This is a genomic window from Streptomyces sp. V4I2, assembly GCF_030817655.1.
Taxonomy (GTDB): Bacteria; Actinomycetota; Actinomycetes; order Streptomycetales; family Streptomycetaceae; genus Streptomyces; species Streptomyces plumbiresistens.
Genome location: NZ_JAUSZM010000003.1, coordinates 7,627,223 through 7,651,281, shown reverse-complemented (window position 1 = coordinate 7,651,281; position 24,059 = coordinate 7,627,223). Strand labels below are relative to the sequence as shown.

Below are 24,059 nucleotides of genomic sequence, written 5' to 3'. Positions count from 1 at the left end.
CGGCGGAGGTCGGTCCGGTCAGAACAGGACACTCATGAACTCGCCGACCTCCTGGAAGCCCACACGCCTGTACGTTCGCCTCGCCGCCGTGTTGAAGTCGTTCACGTACAGGCTGACCACCGGGGCCACGTCCGCGAGCGCGTAGCGCAGCACCGCCGCCATGCCCGGAGCCGCCAGGCCCCTCCCCCGGTACTCGGGGGCGACCCACACGCCCTGGATCTGGCAGGCGCGGTCGGTCGCGGCGCCGATCTCGGCCTTGAAGACGACCTTGCCGTCGGCGTCGAGGCGGGCGAAGGAGCGGCCGGAGCCGACGAGTTCGGCGACTCGGGCCTGGTACAGCAGCCCGCCGTCCCCCGCCATCGGCGAGACGCCGACCTCCTCGGTGAACATCGCCACGCACGCCGGCATGATCGTGTCCATCTCGTCCTTGCGGATGCGACGGACGTAGGGGTCCGGGGAGATCGTGGGGGACACGCGGTCGGTGACCATGAGCGGCTGGTGCGGGCGGACCTCGCGGGCCGGGCCCCAGTTCGGTTCCAGCAACCGCCAGAGCAGGGAGGTCGCTTCGGCCGGGCCGACGACGGAGGAGCAGCGGCGGCCGGCCCTGCGGGCGCGGTCGGCGAAGGCGCGCACGGCCCGCGGGGTCGCGCAGATCGGGACCAGGTTGGCGCCGGCGTAGCACAGGGACGTGAGCATGCCGTCCTCGTACCAGCCCCACATCTCGCCGCCGAGCCGCCACGGGTCGAGTCCGGCGATCTGCACCCGGGACGTCACGAAGGCGTTCGCGACCGGCTCACGGTTCAGGACGGCGAGCGCGGCGTCCAGGTCGCTCGGTTCGAGGACCCGGGAGGTCGTCTGGGTCAACACGGGCGGGGCCTCACACTGGGATCTGCTGATCTCCGCACTGTACCTGCGGAAGCTGAGCAGCGTCGCCCTGTGGTGCCGCTCGCTTGTCGGTGACCGTGGGCTGCAGTCCCGTCTCCTGGGGGCTGCCGCCCCCAGACCCCCGCTTCGGCCCTGAAGGGGCCTCGTCCTCAAACGCCGGACGGGCTGAGTGCAGCTGACCGGCGCTCGAAAGAACCGTCAGCCCGCGACCGAGATAGACGGCTCGCCCGACGCCACCCCGTCCGCCTCCATCTGTTCGGCCAGCTTCATGGCCTCCTCGATGAGGGTCTCGACGATCTTGGACTCGGGGACGGTCTTGATGACCTCGCCCTTGACGAAGATCTGGCCCTTGCCGTTGCCGGAGGCGACGCCGAGGTCGGCCTCGCGGGCCTCGCCGGGGCCGTTGACGACGCAGCCCATGACGGCGACGCGGAGCGGGACCTCCATGCCGGTCAGGCCGGCGGTGACTTCCTCGGCCAGCTTGTAGACGTCGACCTGGGCGCGGCCGCAGGACGGGCAGGAGACGATCTCCAGGCCGCGCTGCCTGAGGTTGAGCGACTCCAGGATCTGGTTGCCGACCTTGACCTCCTCGACCGGCGGGGCCGACAGGGAGACGCGGATCGTGTCGCCGATGCCCTGGCTGAGCAGCGCGCCGAAGGCGACCGCCGACTTGATCGTGCCCTGGAAGGCGGGGCCGGCCTCCGTCACACCGAGGTGGAGGGGGTAGTCGCACTGGGCGGCGAGCTGGCGGTACGCCTCGACCATCACGACCGGGTCGTTGTGCTTGACGGAGATCTTGATGTCCCGGAAGTCGTGCTCCTCGAAGAGGGACGCCTCCCACAGTGCGGATTCGGCCAGCGCCTCGGGGGTCGCCTTGCCGTACTTCTGGAGCAGGCGCCGGTCCAGCGAGCCCGCGTTCACGCCGATGCGGATCGGGGTGCCGTGGTCCTTCGCCGCCCTGGCGATCTCCTTGACCTGGTCGTCGAACTGCTTGATGTTGCCGGGGTTCACGCGGACCGCGGCGCAGCCGGCCTCGATGGCCGCGAAGACGTACTTGGGCTGGAAGTGGATGTCGGCGATGACCGGGATCTGCGACTTGCTCGCGATGGTCGCGAGGGCGTCGGCGTCGTCCTGGGTCGGGCAGGCCACGCGGACGATCTGGCAGCCGGAGGCGGTGAGCTCGGCGATCTGCTGGAGCGTGGCGCCGATGTCGGAGGTGCGGGTCGTGGTCATCGACTGCACGGACACCGGGGCGTCACCGCCGACCGCGACGGTTCCGACCTGGATCTGCCGGCTCTTGCGGCGCTCGGCGAGCCTGGTCGGAACGGACGGCATGCCGAGAGAAATCGCAGTCATCTGCTGTGCAACCCCAAGTCGTGGATCAAGGTCCCGGTCCCGTCAGCGGCGGGCTCCAGGCTTCGAGATTACGGCACGTGCCTGGGCGCGAGCACATCACGGCCGTAAACCCACTCGATGGGAGGCGGCCCGGCATCCAGCATGCCGGGCCGCCGCGAACTCCTGATGGCTAGGAGATTCTCACCGGGTTAACCACGTCCGCTATCAGGACCAGGATCGTGAAGCAGATGAAGATCCCCGCCACCACATAGGCGACCGGCATCAGCTTCGCCACGTCGAACGGGCCCGGGTCCGGCCGGCGCAGCACCTTCGCCGCGTTGCGGCGCAGGGACTCCCACAGGGCGCCCGCCACATGGCCGCCGTCCAGGGGCAGCAGCGGGAGCATGTTGAAGAGGAACAGGGAGAGGTTGAAGCCGGCGACCAGCATCAGGGCCATGGCCAGTTGCTGGGTCGGGGGGATGTCCAGGGTGAAGATCTCGCCGCCGACGCGGGCCGCGCCGACCACGCCCATCGGGGAGTCCGGCTCGCGCACGCCGTCGCCGAAGGCCGCGTTCCACAGGGCGGGGATCTTGCTCGGGATGGCGGCGAGGGAGTCGACGGCGTCGGCGACGCGGTCGCCCATCCAGGTCACGGAGTCGCCGAAGTCCTGTTTGACGATGCCGGTGGCGGCGCTGAAGCCGAGGAAGCCGGCGGTGACGTACTCGCCCTGGACGTACTGGCCGCTGGAGTCCTTCTTGGCGACCTGGTTGGAGGCGATCTTCGCGTGCAGGGTCACTTCCTCACCCTTGCGGTCGACGACGATCGCCACCTCCTTGTCGGGGTTGGCGCGGATCAGGTCGGAGAGCCTGTTCCAGTCGTCGGTCTTCACCCCGGCGAAGGAGACGATCTTGTCGCCCGCCTTGAGGCCGGCGGCCGCGGCCGGGGAGGCCGGGTCGGACTTCCGGCAGTCGTCGCGGTTCTGGCTCTGGGCGATGACGCACTGGGAGACCGAGCTGACCGTGTTGGTCTGCTGGGAGATGCCGAAGCCCATGAGGACGGTGAGGAACAGCGCCACCGCGAGGATCAGGTTCATGAACGGGCCCGCGAACATCACGATGACCCGTTTCCAGGGCTTGCGGGTGTAGAAGAGGCGGGTCTCGTCACCCGGGCGCAGTTCCTCGAAGGCGGCCGAGCGGGCGTCCTCGATCATGCCGCGCCAGGGCGAGGTGGAGCGGGCCTCCAGGCGGCCGTCCGGGCCGGGCGGGAACATGCCGATCATGCGGATGTAGCCGCCGAACGGGATGGCCTTGATGCCGTACTCGGTGTCGCCCTTCTTGCGGGAGAAGATGGTCGGGCCGAAGCCGACCATGTACTGCGGCACACGGATGCCGAAGAGCTTGGCGGTGGACAGGTGCCCCAGCTCGTGCCAGGCGATCGACACCAGCAGGCCCACGGCGAAGATCACTATGCCGAGGATGAACATCAGGGTCGTCATGCACGGGCCTCCGCCGTCTGTGCCGCCAGTTGCCGGGCCCGGGTCCGTGCCCAGGTCTCCGCTTCGAGGACGTCCGCGACGGTGAGCGAGGTTCCCGCCCGCGGGGTTCCGTGCTCGTCCACCACCCGGGTCACGGTCTCCATGATCCCGTCGAACGGCAGCGCGCCGGCCCGGAAGGCCTCGACGCACTCCTCGTTGGCGGCATTGAACACCGCCGGGGCCGTGCCCGCGAGCTCGCCCACGTGTCGCGCCAGGTTCACCGACGGGAACGCGTCGTTGTCGAGCGGGAAGAACTCCCAGGTCGACGCCTTGCTCCAGTCGAAGGCGGGCGCCGCGTCGGGGACGCGTTCGGGCCAGCCGAGGCCGATGGCGATGGGCCCGCGCATGTCGGGGGGCGTCGCCTGGGCGATCGTGGATCCGTCCGTGAACTCAACCATCGAGTGGACATACGACTGCGGGTGCACGACCACCTCAATCCGATCGAAGGGAATGTCGTAGAGGAGGTGTGCCTCGATGACCTCCAGGCCCTTGTTGACGAGGGTCGCGGAGTTGATCGTGATCACCGGGCCCATGGCCCAGGTGGGGTGCGCGAGGGCGTCCTCGACGGTGACGTTCGCCAGCTCGGCCTTCGTGCGGCCGCGGAAGGGGCCCCCGGAGGCAGTGACGACGAGCTTGCGCACGTCCGCTCTCGTGCCGGACGCCAGGGCCTGGAACAGCGCCGCGTGCTCGGAGTCCACCGGGATGATCTGTCCGGGCTTGGCGAGGGCCTTGACCAGCGGGCCGCCCACGATGAGCGACTCCTTGTTGGCGAGCGCGAGGGTGCGGCCCGCCTCCAGGGCGGCGAGGGTCGGGGCGAGGCCGATGGAGCCGGTGATGCCGTTCAGGACGGTGTGGCAGTCGGAGGCGGCGAGCTGGGTGGCCGCGTCGGGGCCGGCGAGGATCTCGGGCAGCGGCTCGCCGGTGCCGTACCGGTCGCTCAGGGCCTCGCGCAGGGCCGGTACGACGTCCTCGCGGGCGACCGCGACGGTCCGTACCCGCAGCTGGTGTGCCTGCTCGGCGAGGAGGGTGATCCGGCCGCCGTTGGCCGAGAGGCCGGTGACCCGGAACCGGTCGGGGTTGCGCAGCACGAGGTCGATGGCCTGGGTGCCGATGGAGCCGGTGGAGCCGAGGATCATCACATCCTTCGGCCCGTCGCCCGCCACGGGGTCGTAGACCAGGTGCGGATCGGCGAGAGGGGCTGGACTGTCGCTCATCCCTCCATTGTTGCCGTAAGGACGGTGTGTGAGGACAGCGCGTCCCTCTCGTCCCCCGCACGGGGGGCCGAGAGGGACGTCCGGTCATTGCCCGGACATGCGCCGCCTACCGGATCGGGCGGTGCACGTTTCCCTTCTTGCTCGGGCCCGGCGTCGCGTCCGCGATCCACGGTCCCTCGCCCGACGGGTCGACGATGCCCGCCTCCAGCCACTCGTAGGTGCCCGACAGCACGCCCTTGACGACCGTGCGGTCGAGGTCGTCGGTGTTGCTCCACAGGCGGCCGAAGAGTTCCTCGACGCGGATGCGGGACTGGCGGCAGAAGACGTCGGCCAGTTGGTAGGCCTCCCGGCCGTGGTCCTCGGTGGAGCGCAGGAGCTCCGCGCGTACGCAGGCCGCGCTCATCGCGAACAGTTCGGCGCCGATGTCGACGATCCGGCCCAGGAAGCCCTGCTTGGTCTCCATCCGGCCCTGCCAGCGGGACATGGCGTAGAAGGTGGAGCGGGCGAGTTTGCGGGCGGTGCGTTCGACATAGCGCAGGTGCGGGGAGAGGTCGACCTCGTGCTTGAACTCGCTGTAGGAGTTCGGGAGTTGGCCCGGCCCCGTGACCAGCTTGGGCAGCCACTTGGCGTAGAAGGCACCGGCCTGGGCGCCCGCCTTCGCCTTGTCGGACAGGGACTTCTCCGGGTCGATCAGGTCGCCCGCGACCGACAGGTGGGCGTCGACGGCCTCGCGGGCGATCAGCAGGTGCATGATCTCGGTGGAGCCCTCGAAGATCCGGTTGATGCGCAGGTCGCGCAGGATCTGTTCGGCGGGGACCGCGCGTTCGCCGCGGGCCGCCAGCGACTCGGCCGTCTCGAAGCCGCGGCCGCCCCTGATCTGGACCAGTTCGTCGGCCATCAAGCAGGCCATCTCGGAGCCGTAGAGCTTGGCGAGGGCCGCCTCGATGCGGATGTCGTTGCGGTCCTCGTCCGCCATCTGGGACGCCAGGTCGAGTACGGCCTCCAGGGCGAAGGTGGTCGCCGCGATGAAGCTGATCTTCGAGCCGACCGCCTCGTGGAAGGCGACCGGCTTGCCCCACTGTTCCCGGGCCGCCGACCACTCACGGGCGATCTTCAGACACCACTTTCCGGCGCCGACGCACATGGCGGGCAGCGAGAGGCGGCCGGTGTTCAGGGTGGTGAGGGCGATCTTGAGGCCGGCGCCCTCCGGGCCGATGCGGTTGGCGGCGGGGACGCGGACCTGGTGGAAGCGGGTGACGCCGTTCTCCAGGCCGCGCAGGCCCATGAAGGCGTTGCGGTTCTCGACCGTGATGCCCTCGGAGGCGGCCTCGACGACGAAGGCGGTGATGCCGCCCTTGTGGCCCTCGGACCTGGGCACGCGGGCCATGACGACGAGCAGGTCGGCGACCACGCCGTTGGTGGTCCACAGCTTGACCCCGTCGAGGACGTAGTCGTCGCCGTCGGGGACGGCGGACGTGGCCAGGCGCGCGGGGTCGGAGCCGACGTCCGGTTCCGTCAGCAGGAACGCCGAGATGTCCGTGCGGGCCAGGCGCGGCAGGAAGGTGTCCTTCTGCTCCTGGGTACCGAACATCTTCAGCGGCTGCGGTACGCCGATCGACTGATGGGCGGACAGCAGGGCCCCGATCGCCGGGTTCGCGGAGCCGAACAGGGCGAGGGCCTTGTTGTAGTAGACCTGCGTGAGGCCGAGGCCGCCGTACTTGGTGTCGATCTTCATGCCGAGGGCGCCGAGCTCCTTGAGCCCGTTGATCGTCTCGTCGGGGATCCGCGCGTCGCGTTCGATCCGCGCCGAGTCGATCTTCGTCTCGCAGAAGTCCCGCAGCTTGGCGAGAAACTCCTCGCCGCGCTGGGCGGCCTCGTCGGGCGGCATCGGGTGGGGGTGGATGAGGTCGAGCCGGAAGCGGCCGAGGAACAGTTCCTTGGCGAAGCTGGGCTTGCGCCAGTCCTGTTCCCGGGCAGCCTCCGCCACCTGGCGTGCTTCACGCTCGGTGACGGTGGGTTGGGTGGGTGCTGCGGACATTGAGGCTCACCTCGCCGCGAATCGGGATCTTGGGTCCGTTACGTTACTGACCGGTGCTACTGGATCGTATGTACCCGATAGCGGGCGACCCGACCACCCCTCGCGCCAGGTCCACCCGTTGGCCACCCGTACTTTCCCCGCGATTTTCCGTCACATCGTGGCGGACACTCGGTACGCCGTCCGGGGCGCTAGCCGATGTCGACGGAATACGACTTGGTGTCCAGCCTGCCGGTGCCCTTGAAGACCTCGGTGCCGGACTCGATGCCCGAGACGTACTTGTCGTTGCTCAGGAGCTTGCGGCGGACCAGGGCCTGGGTGAAGTCGTCGAGGTTCAGGGTGGCCTTGGTGGTGTTGGTGCGGCGGACGAAGGAGTAGACGTTCCAGCCGATGTCGCCCTGGTAGATGTCCCACATCGCGCCGCCGAGGCTGACGCTGCCGTACTTGGTGCCGAGCGGGCCGGCCCCGCCCTGCCGGTTGAGCCAGATCATGATCTCGTCGGTGGGCTGGTCCTGCCAGTCGGCGGTGTTCTTGGTGTGCAGCCACAGGTCGTAGGCGACGTTCATGGTGCCGGGGGTGGAGTTCAGCGAGAAGTCCCAGGTGGTCTTCACCGGCTTGCGGTCGCCGACCCGGATCGGCAGCCCGGTGGACGCCTTGTCGACCTTCCAGCCCCAGTGCCAGCCGAGGACCGTGCTGGCGTACGACTTCACGTCGTAGTCCTTGCCCGTGGCGCTGTTGGCCAGGCTGTAGCTCGTACCCCACGAGATGGTCGAGCCCGACTGCGAGTTGTCCCAGACGCACTGGGTGCCGGTGCACTTCCCCTCGTTCCAGAGGTTGTTGTTCACGTAGTACTTGCCGAGCGTGATCGTGTCGAAGGCCGCGCACTTCTTGCTCGACTCGTCCGCCTGGGCGACGGTGATGCCGGCCGCGGCCGCGAGGGCGACCGTGGTGGCGATGAGGGTCTTCGCCTTCTTGGACAGGCGGGGACGACGGTGCTGCATGGGGGTCCTTCCGGGGGTTCCTGCTACGCCCTCCCAGTGGTCGCCGGCTCGCGAAAGGTTGCCGTCGGATCGGCGGGTGGGCCTGGGGCGCCTTCGCGGCCGCCCGCCCGCCCGTGTTCCATGGCTCCCCGGGGCCGGGCGTGGTAGGCAGGAACCCCGCAGCCCGGAAAGACCGGGTCGGCCGCGGATCACCCCCATTCGGCCCCACATCCGCAAGTCCCTGTCGAAGCGCTTCGACAACCTATGGACACCCACCCCCGGTGGAGCTACTGTCGAACCACTTTCACCCGCCCTTATTCGCAACGCGCACTGTCGAAGCGCTTCACAAATCTTGGAGAGCTGGATGGTCACCCTCGCCGAGGTCGCCCAGCACGCCGGAGTCTCGGCGAGCACGGTGAGCTATGTCCTCAGCGGCAAGCGGTCCATCTCCGGGGCCACCCGGCAGCGGGTCGAGCAGAGCATCCGCGAGCTCGGCTACCACCCGAACGCGGGCGCCCGTGCGCTGGCCAGCAGCAAGTCGAACATCATCGCGCTGATGATCCCGTTGCGCACCGACATGTACGTGCCGGTGATGATGGAGATCGCCATCGCGGTGGCCACCACGGCCCGCACGTACGGCTACGACGTCCTGCTGCTCACCGGCGAGGAGGGTCCCGACGCCGTGCGCCGCGTCACCGGCAGCGGGCTCGCCGACGCGATGATCCTGATGGACGTCGAACTCGACGACGAGCGGCTGCCGCTGCTGCGCGGCACCGACCAGCCGTCCGTGCTGATCGGACTGCCCGCCGACACCTCCGGACTGACCTGCGTCGATCTCGACTTCAAGGCGACGGGCGCGCTGTGCGTCGAGCACCTCGCGAAGCTCGGCCACCGCGACATCGCTGTCATAGGCGAGGCCCCGGCCGTCTACGAACGCCACACCGGCTTCGCCGAGCGCACCCTGGACGGACTGCGCACCCGCGCCCAGGAACTGGGCGTACGGCTGCTGCACCGGCCGTGCGAGGGCGGGTACGACGCGATGGCCGTGACCTTCGCCCGGGTCCTCGACGAGCGTCCCGGCACCACCGGGTTCGTCGTGCAGAACGAGTCGGCGGTCGAGCCGCTGCTCGCCCTGCTGCGCCAGCAGGGCCGGGCCGTGCCCGAGGACGTGTCGGTGGTCGCGATCTGCCCCGACCAGGTCGCCGTCCAGGCCTCGGTGCGGCTGACGTCGGTCGCCATCCCCGCGCAGGAGATGGGCCGGCACGCCGTGGAGCGTCTGGTCGCCAAGCTCGACGGCCACGGGACCGACGAAGTCGTGCTGATCGCCCCCGAGTTGACGGTACGGACGAGCACCGGGCCCGCCCCGGCCGTCGCCCCCTGACCTTCGCCCCTCGCTCTTCCTTCTGACGCCGTGCCCCGCCAGGGCACCGCCATGCCCGCCCTCCTTCAAGGAGCACCAGACGTGAATCAGCCTGCCGAAATTCAGCCCCCGGCCGGGGACGAGCCCAAGGTCGGCCTCGCGCAGTCGTCACCCACCGTCGGCACCTTCCGCGAGCGGGACGGCGTGCTGGAGTGGAGCGGCCGCCAGGAGACCGTGCGCATCGAGCCGTGGGGGCCGGACGCGGTCCGGGTCCGGGCCCGGCTCGGCGGTCCGATCCTGGAGGGGCTGCCGGGCGCCCTGCTCGACGAGCCGCCCGCCACCGGGTCCACCATCAAGATGGAAGGCGGCCGGGGCACGCTGACCGTCGGCTCACTGACCGTCGAGGTCGACGCCGAGGGACTGATCCGCTTCCTGCGCACGGACGACGGTTCCGAGCTCCTCTCCGAGGCGCGAGCCCACTTCTGGTGGCCCGGCCCGCGCCTGTACACCGCCGTGGGCAACGGCTACCACCGCCTGGAGCAGCGCTTCGCCGCCTACGACGACGAGAAGCTGTTCGGCCTCGGCCAGCACCAGCACGGCCGGCTGGACCAGAAGGGCCTGGTCCTGGACCTGGTCCAGCGCAACGCCGAGGTCGGCATCCCGGTCCTCACCTCCAGCCGCGGCTACACGCTGCTGTGGAACAACCCGGCGATCGGCCGCGTGGAGCTGGCCGGCAACGGCACCCGCTGGGTGGCGGACTCGGCCCGCCAGCTCGACTACTGGATCACCGCGGGCGCCCCGGCCGACGCACAGCGCCACTACAGCGCGGTCACCGGCCGCACCCCGATGCTGCCTCAGTGGGCGGCGGGGTTCTGGCAGTGCAAGCTGCGCTACCGCACCCAGGACGAACTCCTCGCCGTGGCAAGGGAGTACAAGCGCCGGGGCCTGCCCATCGACGTGATCGTCTGCGACTTCTTCCACTGGACGCACCTGGGCGACTGGAAGTTCGACCTCAAGGAGTGGCCCGACCCTGCGGAGATGGTCCGGGAGCTGGAGGAGCTCGGCATCAAGCTGGTGGTGTCCGTCTGGCCGTCGGTGTCCCCCCTCTCCGAGAACCATGAACTCATGGAGCAGCGCGGCTACTTCATCGGCACCCAGTACGGCCCGATGGCCCACGCCGACTGGCCGGACAAGGAGGTCGCCTCCACCGTCCAGGTGTCCTTCTACGACGCCACCAACCCGGAGGCCCGCGACTTCCTCTGGTCGCGGGTGAAGCGGAACTACCTGGAGCCGTACGGCATCACGGCCTTCTGGCTGGACGCCTGCGAGCCGGAGCTGAAGCCGGGCTTCCAGGAGAACCTGCGCTACTGGGCCGGCCCGGGCCTGGAGGTCGGCAACAGCTACCCCGCCGAGAACTCCCGCACCTTCTACGAGGGTCTACGCGCGACCGGCGAGGAAGAGATCATCACCCTCAACCGCTCGGCGTGGGCGGGCAGCCAGCGCTACGGCGCCGCCCTGTGGTCCGGTGACATCGGCACCGACTTCGCGACCCTGCGCAGCCAGATCGCGGCCGGTCTCAACACCGCGCTGTCCGGCATCCCGTGGTGGAACACCGACATCGGCGGCTTCCACGGCGGCGACCCGGACGACCCGGCGTACCGCGAGGTGATGGTCCGCTGGTTCCAGTTCGGCGCCCTGTCCCCGCTGATGCGCCTGCACGGCTTCCGCGACCCGGGCATGCCGCTGGGCCCCGACATGACGGGCGGCCCCAACGAGGTGTGGTCGTACGGCGAGGAGGCCGGCGCGATCATGGAGCGGTACCTGCGCCTGCGCGAGCGCCTCAAGCCGTACGTCCTCAAGGTCATGCGCGAGGCCCACGAGGAGGGCCTGCCGGTCATGCGCCCGCTGTTCCTGGAGTTCCCCGAGGACCAGGCGACCTGGACGGTCGACGACGCCTATCTCTTCGGCGCGGACCTGCTGGTCGCCCCGGTGCTCACGGCGGGCGCCACGGCCCGTACGACGTATCTCCCGGCGGGCGCGACCTGGACGGACGCGTGGACGGGTGAGACGTACGAGGGCGGTACGACCGTGACGGTCGACGCGCCGCTGGACCGCATCCCGCTGTTCCTGCGGGACGGGGCGCGGCTGCCGGTGGTGGAGTAGCGGCGCTCGGGTGGGGCGGTGGCTTCGTGAACTTTCGTGTTTCGCACACTGGTTGGCGAACCCTCCGCCCGCCCCCGGACAAAAGGAACCCGCCTCGTGTCTTCCGCTTCCCTCCCTCTGACGCTGGCCAATCTGTTACTGCGGCCCGCGTTCGGTTCCCGGCGTGACCCGGACCGGGTCTTCGACCGGATCGCCGGCAAGGCCGGGCAGACGGACGGGGACGAGTGGTTCACCGACGGCTTCCGGCTGCTGTTGCGTGAGTGGGCGGCCGACGAGGGCCTGTCGCCGGTCGGCTGGCAGTCGGCGCGGTCCCACGTCCGCAGGCATCTCACCAACCGGGCCCGGATCCGGCGGCTCATCGCCGAGCACCCCGCGATCGCGCGGGAGCACATCGAGAAGCCGGTGTTCGTGGTGGGTCTGCCGCGCACCGCCACCACGCTCACCCACAGCGTGCTGTCCCTCTCCGACGAGCACCGCTGCCCCCGGCTGTGGGAGCTGCTCGCCCCCGGCCTCGCCCCCTCGCCCCGAGAGCGGCAGAAGGCGATCACGTCCGCGCGCCGGACCCTGGACGGCACCTACCTGCTCACCCCGCGTTTCCGCGACATCCACCCCATGACCGCCGAGGGCCCCGAGGAGTGCACCTTCCTCCTGCCGCACGCCTTGGTGCCGCTGTCCCAGGCCCACCTGCCGGAGTACCACGCCCGGCAGTTCGAGCGGGACTTCGTCCCCGACTACCGGCACCTCAAGGAGTGCTTCCAGGTGCTCCAGTACGGCCGTCCGCGCCGCCGCTGGATCCTGAAGTCCCCCATGCACACCGGGAACCTCGACGCCCTGCTCAGCGTGTTCCCGGACGCCACCCTCGTGTGGACCCACCGCGACCCGGCGACCGCCGTGGCCTCGTTCTGCAGTCTGGTCGAGTGCGGTATGGCCCTCTCCCGCCGCACGGTCGACCTGCCCGCCCTGGGTGCCACCTGGCTCGACCTGCTGAGCCGCTCGGTGCGGCGCGGGCTCGCGGCCCGGGCGGCCGTCCCGCGCGAGTCCCTGGTCGACGTCCCGTACTCCTGGCTCGGCTCCGACCCGGCCGCCGGCGCCCCGAAGCTCTACGAGGCGATCGGCGCCCGCTGGACCGAGGCCGACGCCGTCCGGCTCCCGGAGGTGGCCGCCCGCCCCAAGGGCAGTCGGCCGCACAGCTACGACCTGGCCCGCTACGGCCTCAGCCGCGCCGACGTGGAGGCGGCCTTCGGGGACTACAACGCCCTGCGGGCCGAGGTCGACCGCGCCTGACGGCACGGACCGGCCCCGGCCCTCGGGTCACGTCAGCTGCTGCTGACCGTCAGGTTGTTCGTGGCGAAGTCCAGACCGCCGGACGACGAGGTGATCTCGAAGCCGAACTGGACGTCACCGATGGTCTCGTTGCCCATCCAGCCCTTGGTGTCCTTGATCCACTTCAGGATCGGCAGGATGTTCACGGTGCCGGAGCTGGAGTTGGAGGTGCGGATGAACGAGAAGACCTCGTTGGCTCCGTTGGTGCCCTTGTAGACGGTCCAGGTGTGGCCGCCGAGGGTCACGTTGCCCTGCGAGGTGCCGAGCGGGCCGACGGCTCCGGTCTTGTTGACCCAGAGCATGATCTCGTAGTCGTAGTCCGTGTCCCAGATGTCGTACGACGTGTTGTACGCGCCGGACGACGGGACGCTGACGTTGTAGCTGCTGGAGAGGGAGCCCAGCGAGGTGATCGTCTTGTTGATCACCTTCTTGGAGTTGGGGTAGGACTTGATGCCGCCGGTGTTGGGGTGGTTGGCGTTGACGCCCCAGTTGGTGCCGGAGTTCGCCCAGATGCACTGGCTGCCGGCGCCGGAGCCCCAGATGTTGTTGTAGAGCGTGTAGCCGCCCAGGCTGGTGTTGCCCCACTGGTCGCAGGAGCTCCAGACGGCGGCGGAGGCGGGGGCGGAGGCGACGCCGACGGTGACGCCGAGCGCGAGAGCGGGGGCCAGCAGGACCTTGCTGATCCTGCTGAGGGTGCGTGATGCCATGGTGTCCCTTCCATGGGTGGGGGGAAATGCGGGGGATTTTTTTGGGGGTTACCACGCCCCGAGAGTGAGGACGCGGTCTTCTCCGGCGACGAGGTCGAGCTGCTCGGCACCGGAGGAAGTCCGGAGTTCGACGCGGTGGGTCCGGGTGGGGCGGATCACCGCGGTCGCTTCGTGCTGGTTCCAGGTGAGGTCGATCTCCGCCCCGAACCGGGTGCGGATGCCCAGGAGTCGGCCCGTCGGGTACGCCGTCGGCAGCGCGGGCAGCAGGACCAGCCGGTCCGGTGTCGACTGCACCAGCATCTCGACGAGCACGGCGGGCAGGGTGTGCGCCGCGTCCGCGTTGTAGACGTCACGGTTCGGGTAGTGCGCGCTCATCAGGGACGCGTGGAAGAAGTCCCCCTTGAGCACCTGCCCGAGGGCGTGCGCGACCCGCTCCCCGTCGCGCAGCCGGGCCGCGACGAGGGCGTGGTGCAGATGGCCGTGCGCGGAGTCGTTCTCGGCGCCGCGCAGTTCGAGGGCCCGGTACGCGGCTGCCGCCAGGTCCGGGGTGTCGTACGGGTTGATCTCGTCGAGCGGCCAGACGCCGTAGAGGTGGCTGAGGTGGCGGTGGTCGTAGGTGTCGTCGAGACCCGGCCAGGCCCACTCGGCCAGCGCCCCGTCGGCGTTGATCCGGTGCGGCGGGAGCCGGTCGGCGAGGGCACGCCAGCGTTCCGCCCGCTCCGGGTGGTACTCGGCGGCGGTGAGCAGGGCGTGGCGGGCGGCCGAGAGGTCCATGGCCGCGTTGATCGCGCCCCAGCTCGCGTTCGCGGGACGGTTCTCGGGCGAGTAGGAGGGGACGACTGCGAGGCGGCCGTTCTCGTCGGTGCGGGTGAGGAAGTCCTCGTAGAACAGGGCGACTTGGGCGAGGGCATGAGCCGTGCGCGGGTCGCGCTCGCCGCGGGTCTCGTCGTGGTCGACGAGCGGCTTGAGCAGCCAGTCGGCGCCGGCGGTCCACAGGTGCAGCGGGTATTCACGGCTGAAGTGGTAGGTCAGTCCGGACTCGCCGTCACTGTGGGGCGGGGCGACCACGCCCCGGGCGCCGAAGACGGCGCGGGCGTTGTCGGCCCAGTCGTCGAGTTGACGGTGGATCAGTGAGGCCTGGGCTTCGGTGACTTCGGGAAGGGCCGCGGCCGCGGCGGAGGAGGTCTGGAGGTTGAGGTTGGCGTCGTTGGTGAACGCGCCCGCCCAGCCCGTGTTCCAGTCTCCCGTCCACAGCCCGGTCAGACGGGGCGGGAGCATCCCGGAGGCGGACAGCAGGTGGTAGCGCCCCGCGGCGAAGAGACGCTCCAGGCAGGCCGGGCTGTCGGGCCGGGCCAGCAACTCCGAGCCCGGCAGGGCCCGTTCGGCGGGGTCCGCCCCGAGGTCGAGGGTCACGCGCTCGTAGGCCGTGCGGTGGAGCTCGGTGTGGCGGTCCAGGAGGCGGGCGTACGGGTCCTCGTCGTCCGGGATCAGGTCGCCGAGGGCGCGGGCCTGGGCGAGGGCGTCCGGGGCGTCGCTGTCCGGGGCGCCCGGGGCGCCGGTGTGGCGCAGGACGCGGGTGAGCAGCAGGACCGACTCGGCGCCGGTGATCCGCAGTCCGGGGGGCGTGAGCGTCGTACGGCCGCCGGTGACCAGGACCAGTGTCACCCCGGTGTACGCGCGGTCGCTGCCCGGGTAGCGGACGCGCAGGGTGAGCAGGGCGCCCTCGGGGGTGAGGACGGCGCCGTGGCCGACGGCGAGGTCGTGGGGTGCGCCCGGGAGCCGGTGGTCGAGGGTGATGTCCACGTCGGGCGTGGTGACCTGGTGGACGACGACGTCATCGGCGCGGGAGACGAAGACCTGGCTGCGCCGGCCCGCGCACTCGGCCGTGACGACGCCGGTGGCGAAGTCGACGCACCGGCGGTACGTGCGCGGTTCCTCCCGCGGCGCCCTCAGCCGTATGTGGAAGGCCGGGTGGAACGGCTGGACCCACTGGAGGGGACGGCCGTCGGTGAAGGTCTCGGCGGCGGTCAGCTCTCCCGCGAGCAAGCGGTCCTGGAGGGCGGGGAGCCCGGCGGCGAGTTCCGGCGGGCGGGCGCTTTCGCCGCCGTTCGGGCGGACGAGGGTGTGCTGGGTGACGACGACCCGCTCGTCGTTCGGATCGCCGAACACCATGGCGCCGTGGTGGCCGTTGCCGCTCAGGAAGGCGTCCTCCCAGCGGGCGGCGGGCCGCGGCTCCCAGGTGCCGTGGACGGGACCGGTGCTCATGGCTTCAGCACCGCCACTCCGTAGCGGCCGAGGGTGACCTCGCCCCGGACGGTCGCCCCCGTCAGCAGGTCGCGCCGGGTGCCCGGCACCTCGACCGTCACGGACTCGCGCCCGTGGTTCAGGACGAACAGCAGATCACCGCGGCGGACCGCCTCGACCTGGGCGGGGAGCGCGTCGAGCACGGGCCGGGCACCGGCGCCGGCGGCGACCCGGGCGAGCAGGTCGCGCATCGCCTCCGGCTCGGGGAGCGTCGAGAGGTACCAGGCACGTCCCTTGCGGAGCACGGCCGGCAGCCCGTCCAGCTCCCCGCCCTTGTACGCGGCCTCGACCTCGGCCTCCTCGGACGTCTCGATCTCCTCCGACCACAGGGTGCCGCGGAAGCCGCCGCACTCGACGTGCTCGTCGGCGTCCAGCGGCCACCACTCGTGCAGCGTGCGGATGCCGAAGAGCTCGCGCAGCCGGGCGTCCATGCCGCCGGCCCGCACCCGGTCGTCCTCGTCGGCTACGCCGGTGAGGAAGCCGGAGACGAGGGTGCCGCCGTCCCGGACGTAGCCGAGGAGATTCTCGATCGCCGCGTCGGTGAGGGCGTACAGCTGGGGTACGACGACGAGCTTGTAGCCGCTCAGGTCGTGCTCGGGGTGAGCGAAGTCGGTGGTGAGATGCGCTTCCCAGAGGGCTCGGTGCCAGGCTCTCAGGAGGTCGGGGTGGTCCACCTGCGTGGACAGACGCCCGTCCTGGGCGCCGGCCCACCAGGCGTGCCAGTCGTGCAGGACGGCGATGTCGTTGGATGAGTGACTGCCCGTCACTTCCTCGCCGATCCGGGCAAGTTCGGCACCGAGCTGCTTTACCTCCTGGTACGTCCGCCCCTCCTCCCCCGCGTGGCTGACCATCCCGGAGTGGAACTTCTCCGCGCCCTGCCGGGACTGCCGCCACTGGAAGTAGCAGACGGCGTCGGCCCCTCGGGCCACGGCCTGGAGGGACCAGAGGCGGTTGAGACCGCGCGGCTTGGGGTGGTTGACGCCCCGCCAGTTGACCGGTCCCGCTGCCTGCTCCATCAGCATCCAGGGGCCGCGCGCCTGGGAGCGGGTCATGTCCTGGACGAGGGCGCCGTTCTGGGCGCCGAGCGGATCGCGCGGGTCGGGATAGAGGTCGACGGAGACGACGTCCTCCTCCTCGGCCCAGCGCCAGGCGTCCTGACCGACCCACAGCGGCATGAAGTTGGTGGTGACGGGGAGGTGCGGGGTGGCCCGGCGGACGATGTCGCGCTCGGCGACGTAGCACTCCAGGAGCATGTCGGACGTGAAGCGCTTGAAGTCCAGCACCTGGGCGGGGTTCTTCAGGTAGTGGGCGTGGCGAGGCGTGTGGATCTCCGCCCAGTCGCCGTAGCCCTGACTCCAGAAGGCGGTGCCCCAGGCCTCGTTGAGCGCGTCGAGCGTGCCGTACCTGTCCTGGAGCCAGCCGCGGAAGCGGACGGCGGCCTCGTCGCTCCAGTCGTATGTGCAGTACTCGTTGTTGATGTGCCACATCGTGAGGGCCGGGTGGCCGCCGTAGCGGGCGGCGAGGTCCTCGGTGACGGCGGCGGCGTACCGGCGGTAGGTCGCGCTGGAGTGCGAGAAGTGCTGCCGGCCGCCCCACCACTCGGTGCGGCCGTCCTGGTCGACGGGCAGGGTCTCGGGGTGGAGGTGGCCCATCCAGGGCGGGGGCGAGGCGGTGGGCGTGGCCAGGACGACCCCGATGCCGTTCTCGTGCATCAGGTCCATCAGCCGGTCCAGCCAGCCGAAGTCCCGCTCCCCCGGGCGCGGTTCGAGCTTCGCCCAGGAGAAGACGCCGAGGGTGACGGAGTTGACGCCGGCGTCCTTCATCAGCCGGACGTCTTCGAGCCAGGTCTCCTCGGGCCACTGCTCGGGGTTGTAGTCGCCGCCGTAGAGGATGCGGCCGCGCGTGGCGTCGTTCAGCGAGGGCATCAGACGGGCTCCCCGTACTGGATGCCGCGCCCGTTGGTGGCGAGGTACACCCGGCCGTAGAGGCGCGGGTCGCCGACGACGACCTCGCCGGTCCAGCCCCACTGGTGGGCGTCGTCGTTGATCCGCACCCAGGTCCTGGCCTCGTCGTCGGAGCGGTAGACGGCGGTGACGCTCTCGGTGGCGCCGACCTGATAGATGGCGGGGTACCGGGCTCCCTCGGCCGCCTTGCCGAAGCCGAGGGTGTGCGAGGCCCAGCAGCTGTCGACCTTGGCGAAGGTCACGCCGCCGTCGGTGGACCGGTGGAGGCCGTTGGTCTTGGTGGAGAGCCACAGGTCGCCCGACCTGCCGGGGGCGGCGACCAGCTTGAACTGGCTGTCGCCGGACGGCAGTCCGGTCGCACGCGCTGTGAACGAGCGGCCACTGTCAGTGCTGGCGAGTAGCGTTCCTGTGTCGGTGTCGTATGCGTAGAAGCGCGTCGGGTCGGCCGGGTCGGCGACCGGCGTGGCGCCCTTCGGGAAGGAGGAGATCTCAGTCCAGGTGGCACCGTTGTCCGCCGAGCGGTGGGCCGGGTACTTCGTGCCGTCCCAGTGCACGAAGGACCACAGCACCGCGCTGCCGTCGGCGTTGGTGGCGATCGGCCCCGGTGCGTCCTTGGCGATGGCGGGCTGTGCCGCGAAGGGCGCCCAGGTCTGACCGCCGTCGTTCGAGTAGGCGCCGTTGCCGTTGTCGCCCCAGCCCGCGCGGACGACGTACGCCGGTCTGGCCGCGGCCTGCGCGAGTCCCGTCGCCGACCCGAACACGGGGTTCGTCGCCATGCCGCGCGACGGAGACGCCGTGAGCCGCTCGTGGTACATCACGCCGATGTCCCCGAGCCCGCTGATCAGGTGCGCCTTCCCGACCGGGGGCGAGATCAGCTGGCGCACGGCCGTCTCCTCCAGGCCGCGGATCTGCGGGGCCCAGTTCTTCAGGTCCCGGGTGGCGTAGAGGGTGGCGCCGGTGCCGTGGACGACGTGCCGGGAGTCGTACGGGTCGACGGCCACCGCCTGGATCCACCAGCCGAACTTCGGCTTGTCACCACCCCAGTTGAGGAAGGGAGTCTCGGACACGTCGAACACGGCAGCGTCCTTGAGGGACGTCCAGGTGCGGCCGCCGTCGGTGGTGCGGTACAGGGTGTCGACCGCGGCCCAGCGGTTGTTGGTGGAGACGACGACGGTGCCGGGGCGGCGGGCGTCGACGGCGACCCCGCCGTAACCGAAACTGTCGGCGGATCCGTCACTCGTGGTCCCGCCCGGCTTCACCGGCGTGACCTCGGTCCACTTCCCGTCCGCGGTGCGCAGCTTGTGCACACTGCCGTCGGACTGGCCGTTGGGGCCGGGCGCGTTGGCGTACGTCACGTACAGCTCGCGGGTGTACTTGTCGTACGCGGCGCGGATCGGGACCTTGGCGGCGGTGCCGGAGGGGTGCCCGGGGACGGCCTTCCAGGTGGTGCCGTCGGCGGTGCGGTACAGGTTGGCCGAGGTACCGTCCGAGTCGCCCCAGCCGGCGTAGAGGGTGCGGCCGGCGGCGACCAGGAGGGTGACGCCCTGGCCAGTCGCGCTCGGGGTGCCCGGGAAGCCGGTCGCGGCCGCCCAAGTGGCGCCCCGGTCGGTCGACTTGAGCAGCCCGTCGTGCCGGGTCCCCAGCCACAGGGTGTCACTGTCCCGCGGATCCACCAGAAGCCGCTCCCCCGCGCCCCGCCCGTCCTCGTTGGCACCGAGCTTCACGGTGAGGTCGGTGCGGCTCCAGGTGGCGCCACGGTCCTCGGAGCGCAGGACGGCTCCGTTGCCGGCCCAGGACTGGGCGTAGGTGCCGAGGGCGAGATAGAGACGGTTCGGGTGGGCGGGGTCGACGGCGATCGCCTCGACCCCGAGCAGGTTCCAGTCGTCCCAGCCGAGGTGATCGGTCAGCGGCGTCCAGCGGGCGGCCCGGTCGTCCCAGCGGTAGGCGCCGCCGATGTCGGTACGGGCGTAGGCGAGACCGCGGACGGAGGGGTGGAAGAGGACGCCGGTGACGAAGCCGGTGCCGCCGATGACTGCGGTGCGCCAGCGGTAGGCGGGGGCGGGGGCGGCTTGCGCCTCGGCGCCGTACGCAGGTCCCTGGGCCAGGGGCACTGCGGTGAGCGCGGCGGCGGCCGCGGTCCCGGCGAGAACGGCACGTCGACTCAGGCTGGACGTAGGCATGACATACCTCGTTCTGCAAGAAAGGGGGAGGGGAGAGACCCTTGGGGGCGCGGGCGGTATCGATATGCGGCTCCGCCGCGATGGGGGTCCCCCCGGGTTCGAGCGAAGCCGAGAACTTGGGGGAGCGACCAGCCACAACGGGCCCGCAGCCGCCAGAAGCGCGAAGCACCCCTCTGAGAAGGCACCGAACGGTCAGCCCTTGACCGCGCCCGTGAGCATGCCCTTCTTGAAGTGCCGCTGCACGAAGGGCGAGAGCACCGCGACCGGCACCAGGGCCAGCACCATCACGGCCATCTGCACAGCCAGCGGCGAGAGCTGACCCGTGTTGATCTGGGTGGCCAGTCCAACCGGCCGTTCCTGCTTCTGGACGAGCTGGATCATGACGTTCTGCAGCGGCATCATGTCCTGGTCGGTCAGATAGATCGACGCGTTGAACCAGGCGCTCCAGTACCCGACCGCGTAGAAGAGCGCGATCACCGCGAGCACGGCCCGCGACAACGGCATCACGATCGTCCAGAGAATCCGCCAGTCCCCGGCCCCGTCGATGCGCGCGCTGTCGGTGAGTTCCGGCGAGATGCCCATGAAGAACGCACGCAGGACCAGGATGTTGAAGACGCTCACCGCACTGGGCAGGATCAGCGCGAGGTAGGTGTCGGTCAGCCCGAGGGCCTGCACCAGCAGATAGGTCGGGATGAGGCCGGCGCCGAAGAACATGGTGGCGAGGAGCAGCATCAGGAACCAGCGGTGCCCGAGCGAGCCGACGCGCGAGAGGCCGTAGGCGGACAGGACGGACACCGTCATGCTGAACAGTGTGCCGACGAGGGTCACGCCCGTGCTCACCAGGGCGGCGCGCTGGACCTGCCCGCCGCTGAGGAGTTCCTGGTAGGCGATGAAGGTGATGTCCTTGGGGATCATCACGAGGCCACCGGTCGCGTCGATGGTCTTCTTCGACGAGAGGCTGGTGACGATGACGATCCACAGCGGGAAGAGGATCGCGAAGCAGGCCAGGGTGAGGACGATCCCCTTGCCGGCGAGACCCGCCTTCGAGGGCTCCTCCTCCCAGGCCGGCCGCTCCGGGGCGGCCCACGGGCTCGGCCCGGACGCGGCCCGGTCGGACGCCGCCGGCCGGTCGGGCTTGTCGATGACGGTGCTCACTTCTTGTACACCCCCTGCTCACCCATGAGATGGGCGACCTTGTTCGCGGTCAGCACGAGGGCCAGACCGACCACACCCTTGATCAGGCCGGCGGCCGCGGCGTAGCTGAAGTCCTGGTTGCGGATGCCGTTCCACCACACGTAGGTGTCGAGGACCTCGGAGGCGCCTGGACCCACCGAGTCGCGTTGGAGCAGGAGTTGCTCGAAGCCGACCGTAAGGGCGTCGCCGACGCGCAGCACCAGCAGCAGGGCGATCACCGGGCGCAGTGCGGGAAGCGTGATGTGCCACATGCGGCGCCAGCGTCCGGCGCCGTCCATCGCGGCGGCCTCGTACAGGTCGTTGGAGACGGCGGAGAGCGCGGCGAGGAAGACGATGATGCCCCAGCCGGCGTCCTTCCAGACGCCCTCGGCGGTCACCAGGAACTTGAAGATCCCCGGGTCGGTCATCAGGTCGAAGCCCTCGTAGCCGTGCTGCCGGAGGGTCTGCGCGATGATGCCGGCGCCGCCGAAGATCTGCTGGAAGACGGTGACGACCAGCACCCACGAGAAGAAGTGGGGCAGGTACATGATCGCCTGGGCGACCGCCCGGACCCGGGGCCTGATCACGCTGTTGATGACGAGTGCGAGCAGGATCGGGATGGGGAAGAAGAGCACGAGCTGGAGGAAGAACAGCACGAACGTGTTCTGCACCGCGTGCCAGAAGCCGGAGTCCTGGAAGATCCGCTCGAACTGCTCGAAGCCGACCCAGGGACTCTCGAACATGGCGACGAAGCCGTTGTCGCTGAGGTACGGGTCGTAGTCCTGGAACGCGACCACATTGCCGAAGATCGGTATGTAGTTGAAGACGAGGAGCAGCAGGATGGCCGGCAGGGTCATCAGGATCAGCGTGCGGTCGCGTCTGAACCTGAGCCGCAGGCTCAGCTTTCCCGCGCGCCGCTTGCCCCGGGGGCCGGCCGTGTCGCCGGACCCGGCCGGAGTCTTCTCGTCGGTCTTCGCCTCGGCCCTGGTCCGAGGCACCGTGCTGTGGGACACGGCTTTCTCCTTGCCTCAGCCCTGGGTCAGTTGGCCGCGGAGCCGTTGTCGTCGAGCAGCTTCTGGTACCAGTCGCGCAACCCGTCGCCGCCCTTGGACTTCCAGTCGGACACGGCCTGCTGGACGTCGCTGATCTTCTTGCGGCCGCGGACGACGTCGTCCTCCAGCTGCTCGAAGTCGTTGGCGAGATTGGTGAAGCGGTTGGGCTCGGTGATGGTCAGCCCGTAGAAGGAGGACTTCTTGGTGAAGGCGCCCATGCGCTGCTGCCACTCGACCTGAAGCTTGGCGATCTCGGGGAGGTCGGGGTGCGCCAGGTAGGAGGCCGGGTCGCCGGTGTAGTCGTAGGCGCCGAAGACCTCGTTGTTGCCCTTGGCGGTCTTGACGGGCATGCCGTCCTTCAGCGTGTAGTCGGTGCCCTCGACGCCGTAGGCGGTGAGCATGTACTCCTTGGTGCCGTACGGCGCGGCGCAGTAGTTGGCGAGCGCCAGGAAGTCCTTGATCTGCTGCTTGGACGCCTTCTTGCTGACGAAGGTGAAGATGCCCGCCGGCTGGGTCGCGTAGATCGTGGGGTCGCCGCCGTCGGGGCCGAAGATGTCGAACGCGCCCATCTCGAAGGCGGTCTTCTGGGTGCGCTGTTCGGCCGTCGAGCCGTACCAGTAGGAGATGTCGCCGTTGAAGACGAGGGACTGGCCCGCGGTGAAGCGGTTGGACGCGTCGCCCTTGACGGCCTTGGCGTCGGGGTGGACCACGCCGGCCGCGTAGAGCTTGCGCATCCACTCCAGGGCTTCGAGGTACTCGTCGGTCTCGATGCGGTTGACGAGCTTGCCGTCCCTGAGGTCCCACCACAGCGCCTTGTCGCTGCCGTTGAGGACGCCGTAGATGTTGAAGGCGGTCCACTTCAGGTCGTCGCAGGCCCACACCTTCGCCTTGGCGTCGGTGGCCTCCTTCGCCCAGGCCAGGAACTCGTCGGCGGTCTTGGGCAGTTCGTAGCCCTTCGCCTCGAAGATGTCCTTGCGGTAGAAGGGCACGATGTTCGTCACGTACGAGGCCGGCATCGGGATGGCGCGCAACTGGCCGCCGAAGATGGAACGCTGCCAGGCGTCGGTCGGCACCGCCGCGAGGTTCGGGTACGCCTTGACCTTGTCGCCGGACAGGTAGGGGCCGAGGTCGGCGAACTTGGCGTTGATGGCGCTGGGTATCTTGCCGTTCAGGTTCCAGCCCGGGACGACCACCACGTCCGGGATGTCGCTGGAGGCGAGGACGGCGCCCAGCTTCTCGTCGTAGGTGTTGCCGTCCTGGTTCTGCCAGGTCACCTTGACACCGACGGCCTCGTTCACGGCCGTGTAGTACGCGTTGTCGTTGGAGGGCGGGCTGCCCCACATCGGCGCCATGACCTTCAACTGGCTGCCGCCGCCGAGCTTCTTCGGCACCGAGGTCTTCAGGGCGTCCAGGTCGATCGGCTTGGTGAAGCCGGCCGACGAGCCGTTCTTCGAGGGGATGTCCGGCACGACGACGGTCGACGCCACGAAGGCCGGGAGGAGCTTCTCGGCCGCCTTCCCGGAGGTGGTGCCGTCCTTGCTTCCGCTCTGCCCGCCGCCGCAGGCGGCGAGCAAGGGCATCCCTCCGGCCACCGCTGCGGTGGCGACCGCGGTGGAGGCGAGGAAGCTTCTCCGACTCGGGGCGGAGGAGGCGGCGGCGTTCGGCGTCATTGCGTCAACCCTTCATGGCGCACCAGGACACCCGGCGGTGGAGCCGTCGGCTGCGGTGTCTTGAGTGGAACTGGCTGAGCTGAAGCGGTCATAGTGACTAGTCGAAGGAGTCGAAGTAGTCGAAGCGCTTCGATGTTGCTGCGAGGTTAAGTGAACACCCAGGGGTGCACAAGGGTCGCT

The 24,059-nt window shown here is 70.1% G+C and carries 16 protein-coding genes; 3 read left to right on the top strand and 13 right to left on the bottom strand.

Annotation, left to right across the window (positions count from 1 at the left end; genetic code table 11):
* Window positions 1–18 precede the first annotated feature (18 nt).
* From QFZ76_RS36100 to QFZ76_RS36075, 6 genes are all read right to left on the bottom strand, one after another.
* A complete protein-coding gene (locus tag QFZ76_RS36100) occupies window positions 19–867 on the bottom strand; it encodes a GNAT family N-acetyltransferase (RefSeq protein WP_307677608.1) in 849 nt (282 codons plus the stop codon).
* Between the two features lie 216 nt (window positions 868–1,083).
* On the bottom strand, window positions 1,084–2,241 hold the full coding sequence (gene ispG, locus QFZ76_RS36095; RefSeq protein WP_307677607.1) for a flavodoxin-dependent (E)-4-hydroxy-3-methylbut-2-enyl-diphosphate synthase: 1,158 nt from the start codon (window positions 2,239–2,241) through the stop codon (window positions 1,084–1,086).
* A gap of 169 nt (window positions 2,242–2,410) precedes the next feature.
* The gene (locus tag QFZ76_RS36090; protein WP_307680228.1) at window positions 2,411–3,703 is read right to left on the bottom strand and encodes an RIP metalloprotease; all 1,293 of its coding nucleotides are present in this window, start codon (window positions 3,701–3,703) and stop codon (window positions 2,411–2,413) included.
* Between the two features lie 8 nt (window positions 3,704–3,711).
* On the bottom strand, window positions 3,712–4,968 hold the full coding sequence (gene dxr / locus QFZ76_RS36085) for a 1-deoxy-D-xylulose-5-phosphate reductoisomerase (RefSeq protein WP_307677606.1): 1,257 nt from the start codon (window positions 4,966–4,968) through the stop codon (window positions 3,712–3,714).
* A 106-nt stretch (window positions 4,969–5,074) separates the two neighbouring features.
* Window positions 5,075–7,006, bottom strand: a complete 1,932-nt coding sequence (locus QFZ76_RS36080; RefSeq protein WP_307677605.1) for an acyl-CoA dehydrogenase family protein — start codon at window positions 7,004–7,006, stop codon at window positions 5,075–5,077.
* 188 nt (window positions 7,007–7,194) lie between these two features.
* The gene (locus QFZ76_RS36075; protein ID WP_307677604.1) at window positions 7,195–8,004 is read right to left on the bottom strand and encodes an endo-1,4-beta-glucanase; all 810 of its coding nucleotides are present in this window, start codon (window positions 8,002–8,004) and stop codon (window positions 7,195–7,197) included.
* 343 nt (window positions 8,005–8,347) lie between these two features.
* On the opposite strand from QFZ76_RS36075, the gene QFZ76_RS36070 reads away from it, so the two are divergent.
* The 3 genes from QFZ76_RS36070 (at window position 8,348) to QFZ76_RS36060 (ending at window position 12,790) form a co-directional block, all read left to right on the top strand.
* The gene (locus QFZ76_RS36070; protein ID WP_266433160.1) at window positions 8,348–9,364 is read left to right on the top strand and encodes a LacI family DNA-binding transcriptional regulator; all 1,017 of its coding nucleotides are present in this window, start codon (window positions 8,348–8,350) and stop codon (window positions 9,362–9,364) included.
* Window positions 9,365–9,445: 81 nt separating this feature from the next.
* A complete protein-coding gene (locus tag QFZ76_RS36065) occupies window positions 9,446–11,506 on the top strand; it encodes a glycoside hydrolase family 31 protein (RefSeq protein ID WP_307677603.1) in 2,061 nt (686 codons plus the stop codon).
* Window positions 11,507–11,602: 96 nt separating this feature from the next.
* Window positions 11,603–12,790, top strand: coding sequence for a sulfotransferase (locus QFZ76_RS36060; RefSeq protein ID WP_307677602.1), 1,188 nt, complete (start codon window positions 11,603–11,605; stop codon window positions 12,788–12,790).
* 32 nt (window positions 12,791–12,822) lie between these two features.
* On the opposite strand, the gene QFZ76_RS36055 is transcribed toward QFZ76_RS36060, so the two are convergent.
* The 7 genes from QFZ76_RS36055 to QFZ76_RS36025 all read right to left on the bottom strand — a co-directional run bounded on the left by QFZ76_RS36055 (window position 12,823) and on the right by QFZ76_RS36025 (window position 23,879).
* The gene (locus QFZ76_RS36055; RefSeq protein ID WP_307677601.1) at window positions 12,823–13,536 is read right to left on the bottom strand and encodes a hypothetical protein; all 714 of its coding nucleotides are present in this window, start codon (window positions 13,534–13,536) and stop codon (window positions 12,823–12,825) included.
* A 48-nt stretch (window positions 13,537–13,584) separates the two neighbouring features.
* Window positions 13,585–15,801: a glycoside hydrolase N-terminal domain-containing protein gene (locus tag QFZ76_RS36050; RefSeq protein WP_307677600.1), complete on the bottom strand. Its 2,217-nt coding sequence runs from the start codon at window positions 15,799–15,801 to the stop codon at window positions 13,585–13,587.
* A complete protein-coding gene (locus QFZ76_RS36045; RefSeq protein WP_307677599.1) occupies window positions 15,798–17,765 on the bottom strand; it encodes a beta-galactosidase in 1,968 nt (655 codons plus the stop codon). Before QFZ76_RS36045 ends, QFZ76_RS36050 begins: the two co-directional genes overlap by 4 nt.
* Window positions 17,765–19,984, bottom strand: a complete 2,220-nt coding sequence (locus tag QFZ76_RS36040) for an exo-alpha-sialidase (protein ID WP_307677598.1) — start codon at window positions 19,982–19,984, stop codon at window positions 17,765–17,767. The genes QFZ76_RS36045 and QFZ76_RS36040 overlap by 1 nt, the downstream gene beginning before the upstream one ends.
* A 192-nt stretch (window positions 19,985–20,176) precedes the next feature.
* Window positions 20,177–21,139, bottom strand: a complete 963-nt coding sequence (locus QFZ76_RS36035) for a carbohydrate ABC transporter permease (protein ID WP_307677597.1) — start codon at window positions 21,137–21,139, stop codon at window positions 20,177–20,179.
* Window positions 21,136–22,170: a sugar ABC transporter permease gene (locus QFZ76_RS36030; RefSeq protein WP_307677596.1), complete on the bottom strand. Its 1,035-nt coding sequence runs from the start codon at window positions 22,168–22,170 to the stop codon at window positions 21,136–21,138. The genes QFZ76_RS36035 and QFZ76_RS36030 overlap by 4 nt, the downstream gene beginning before the upstream one ends.
* A 26-nt stretch (window positions 22,171–22,196) precedes the next feature.
* Window positions 22,197–23,879: an extracellular solute-binding protein gene (locus QFZ76_RS36025; RefSeq protein WP_307677595.1), complete on the bottom strand. Its 1,683-nt coding sequence runs from the start codon at window positions 23,877–23,879 to the stop codon at window positions 22,197–22,199.
* Window positions 23,880–24,059: the final 180 nt, after the last annotated feature.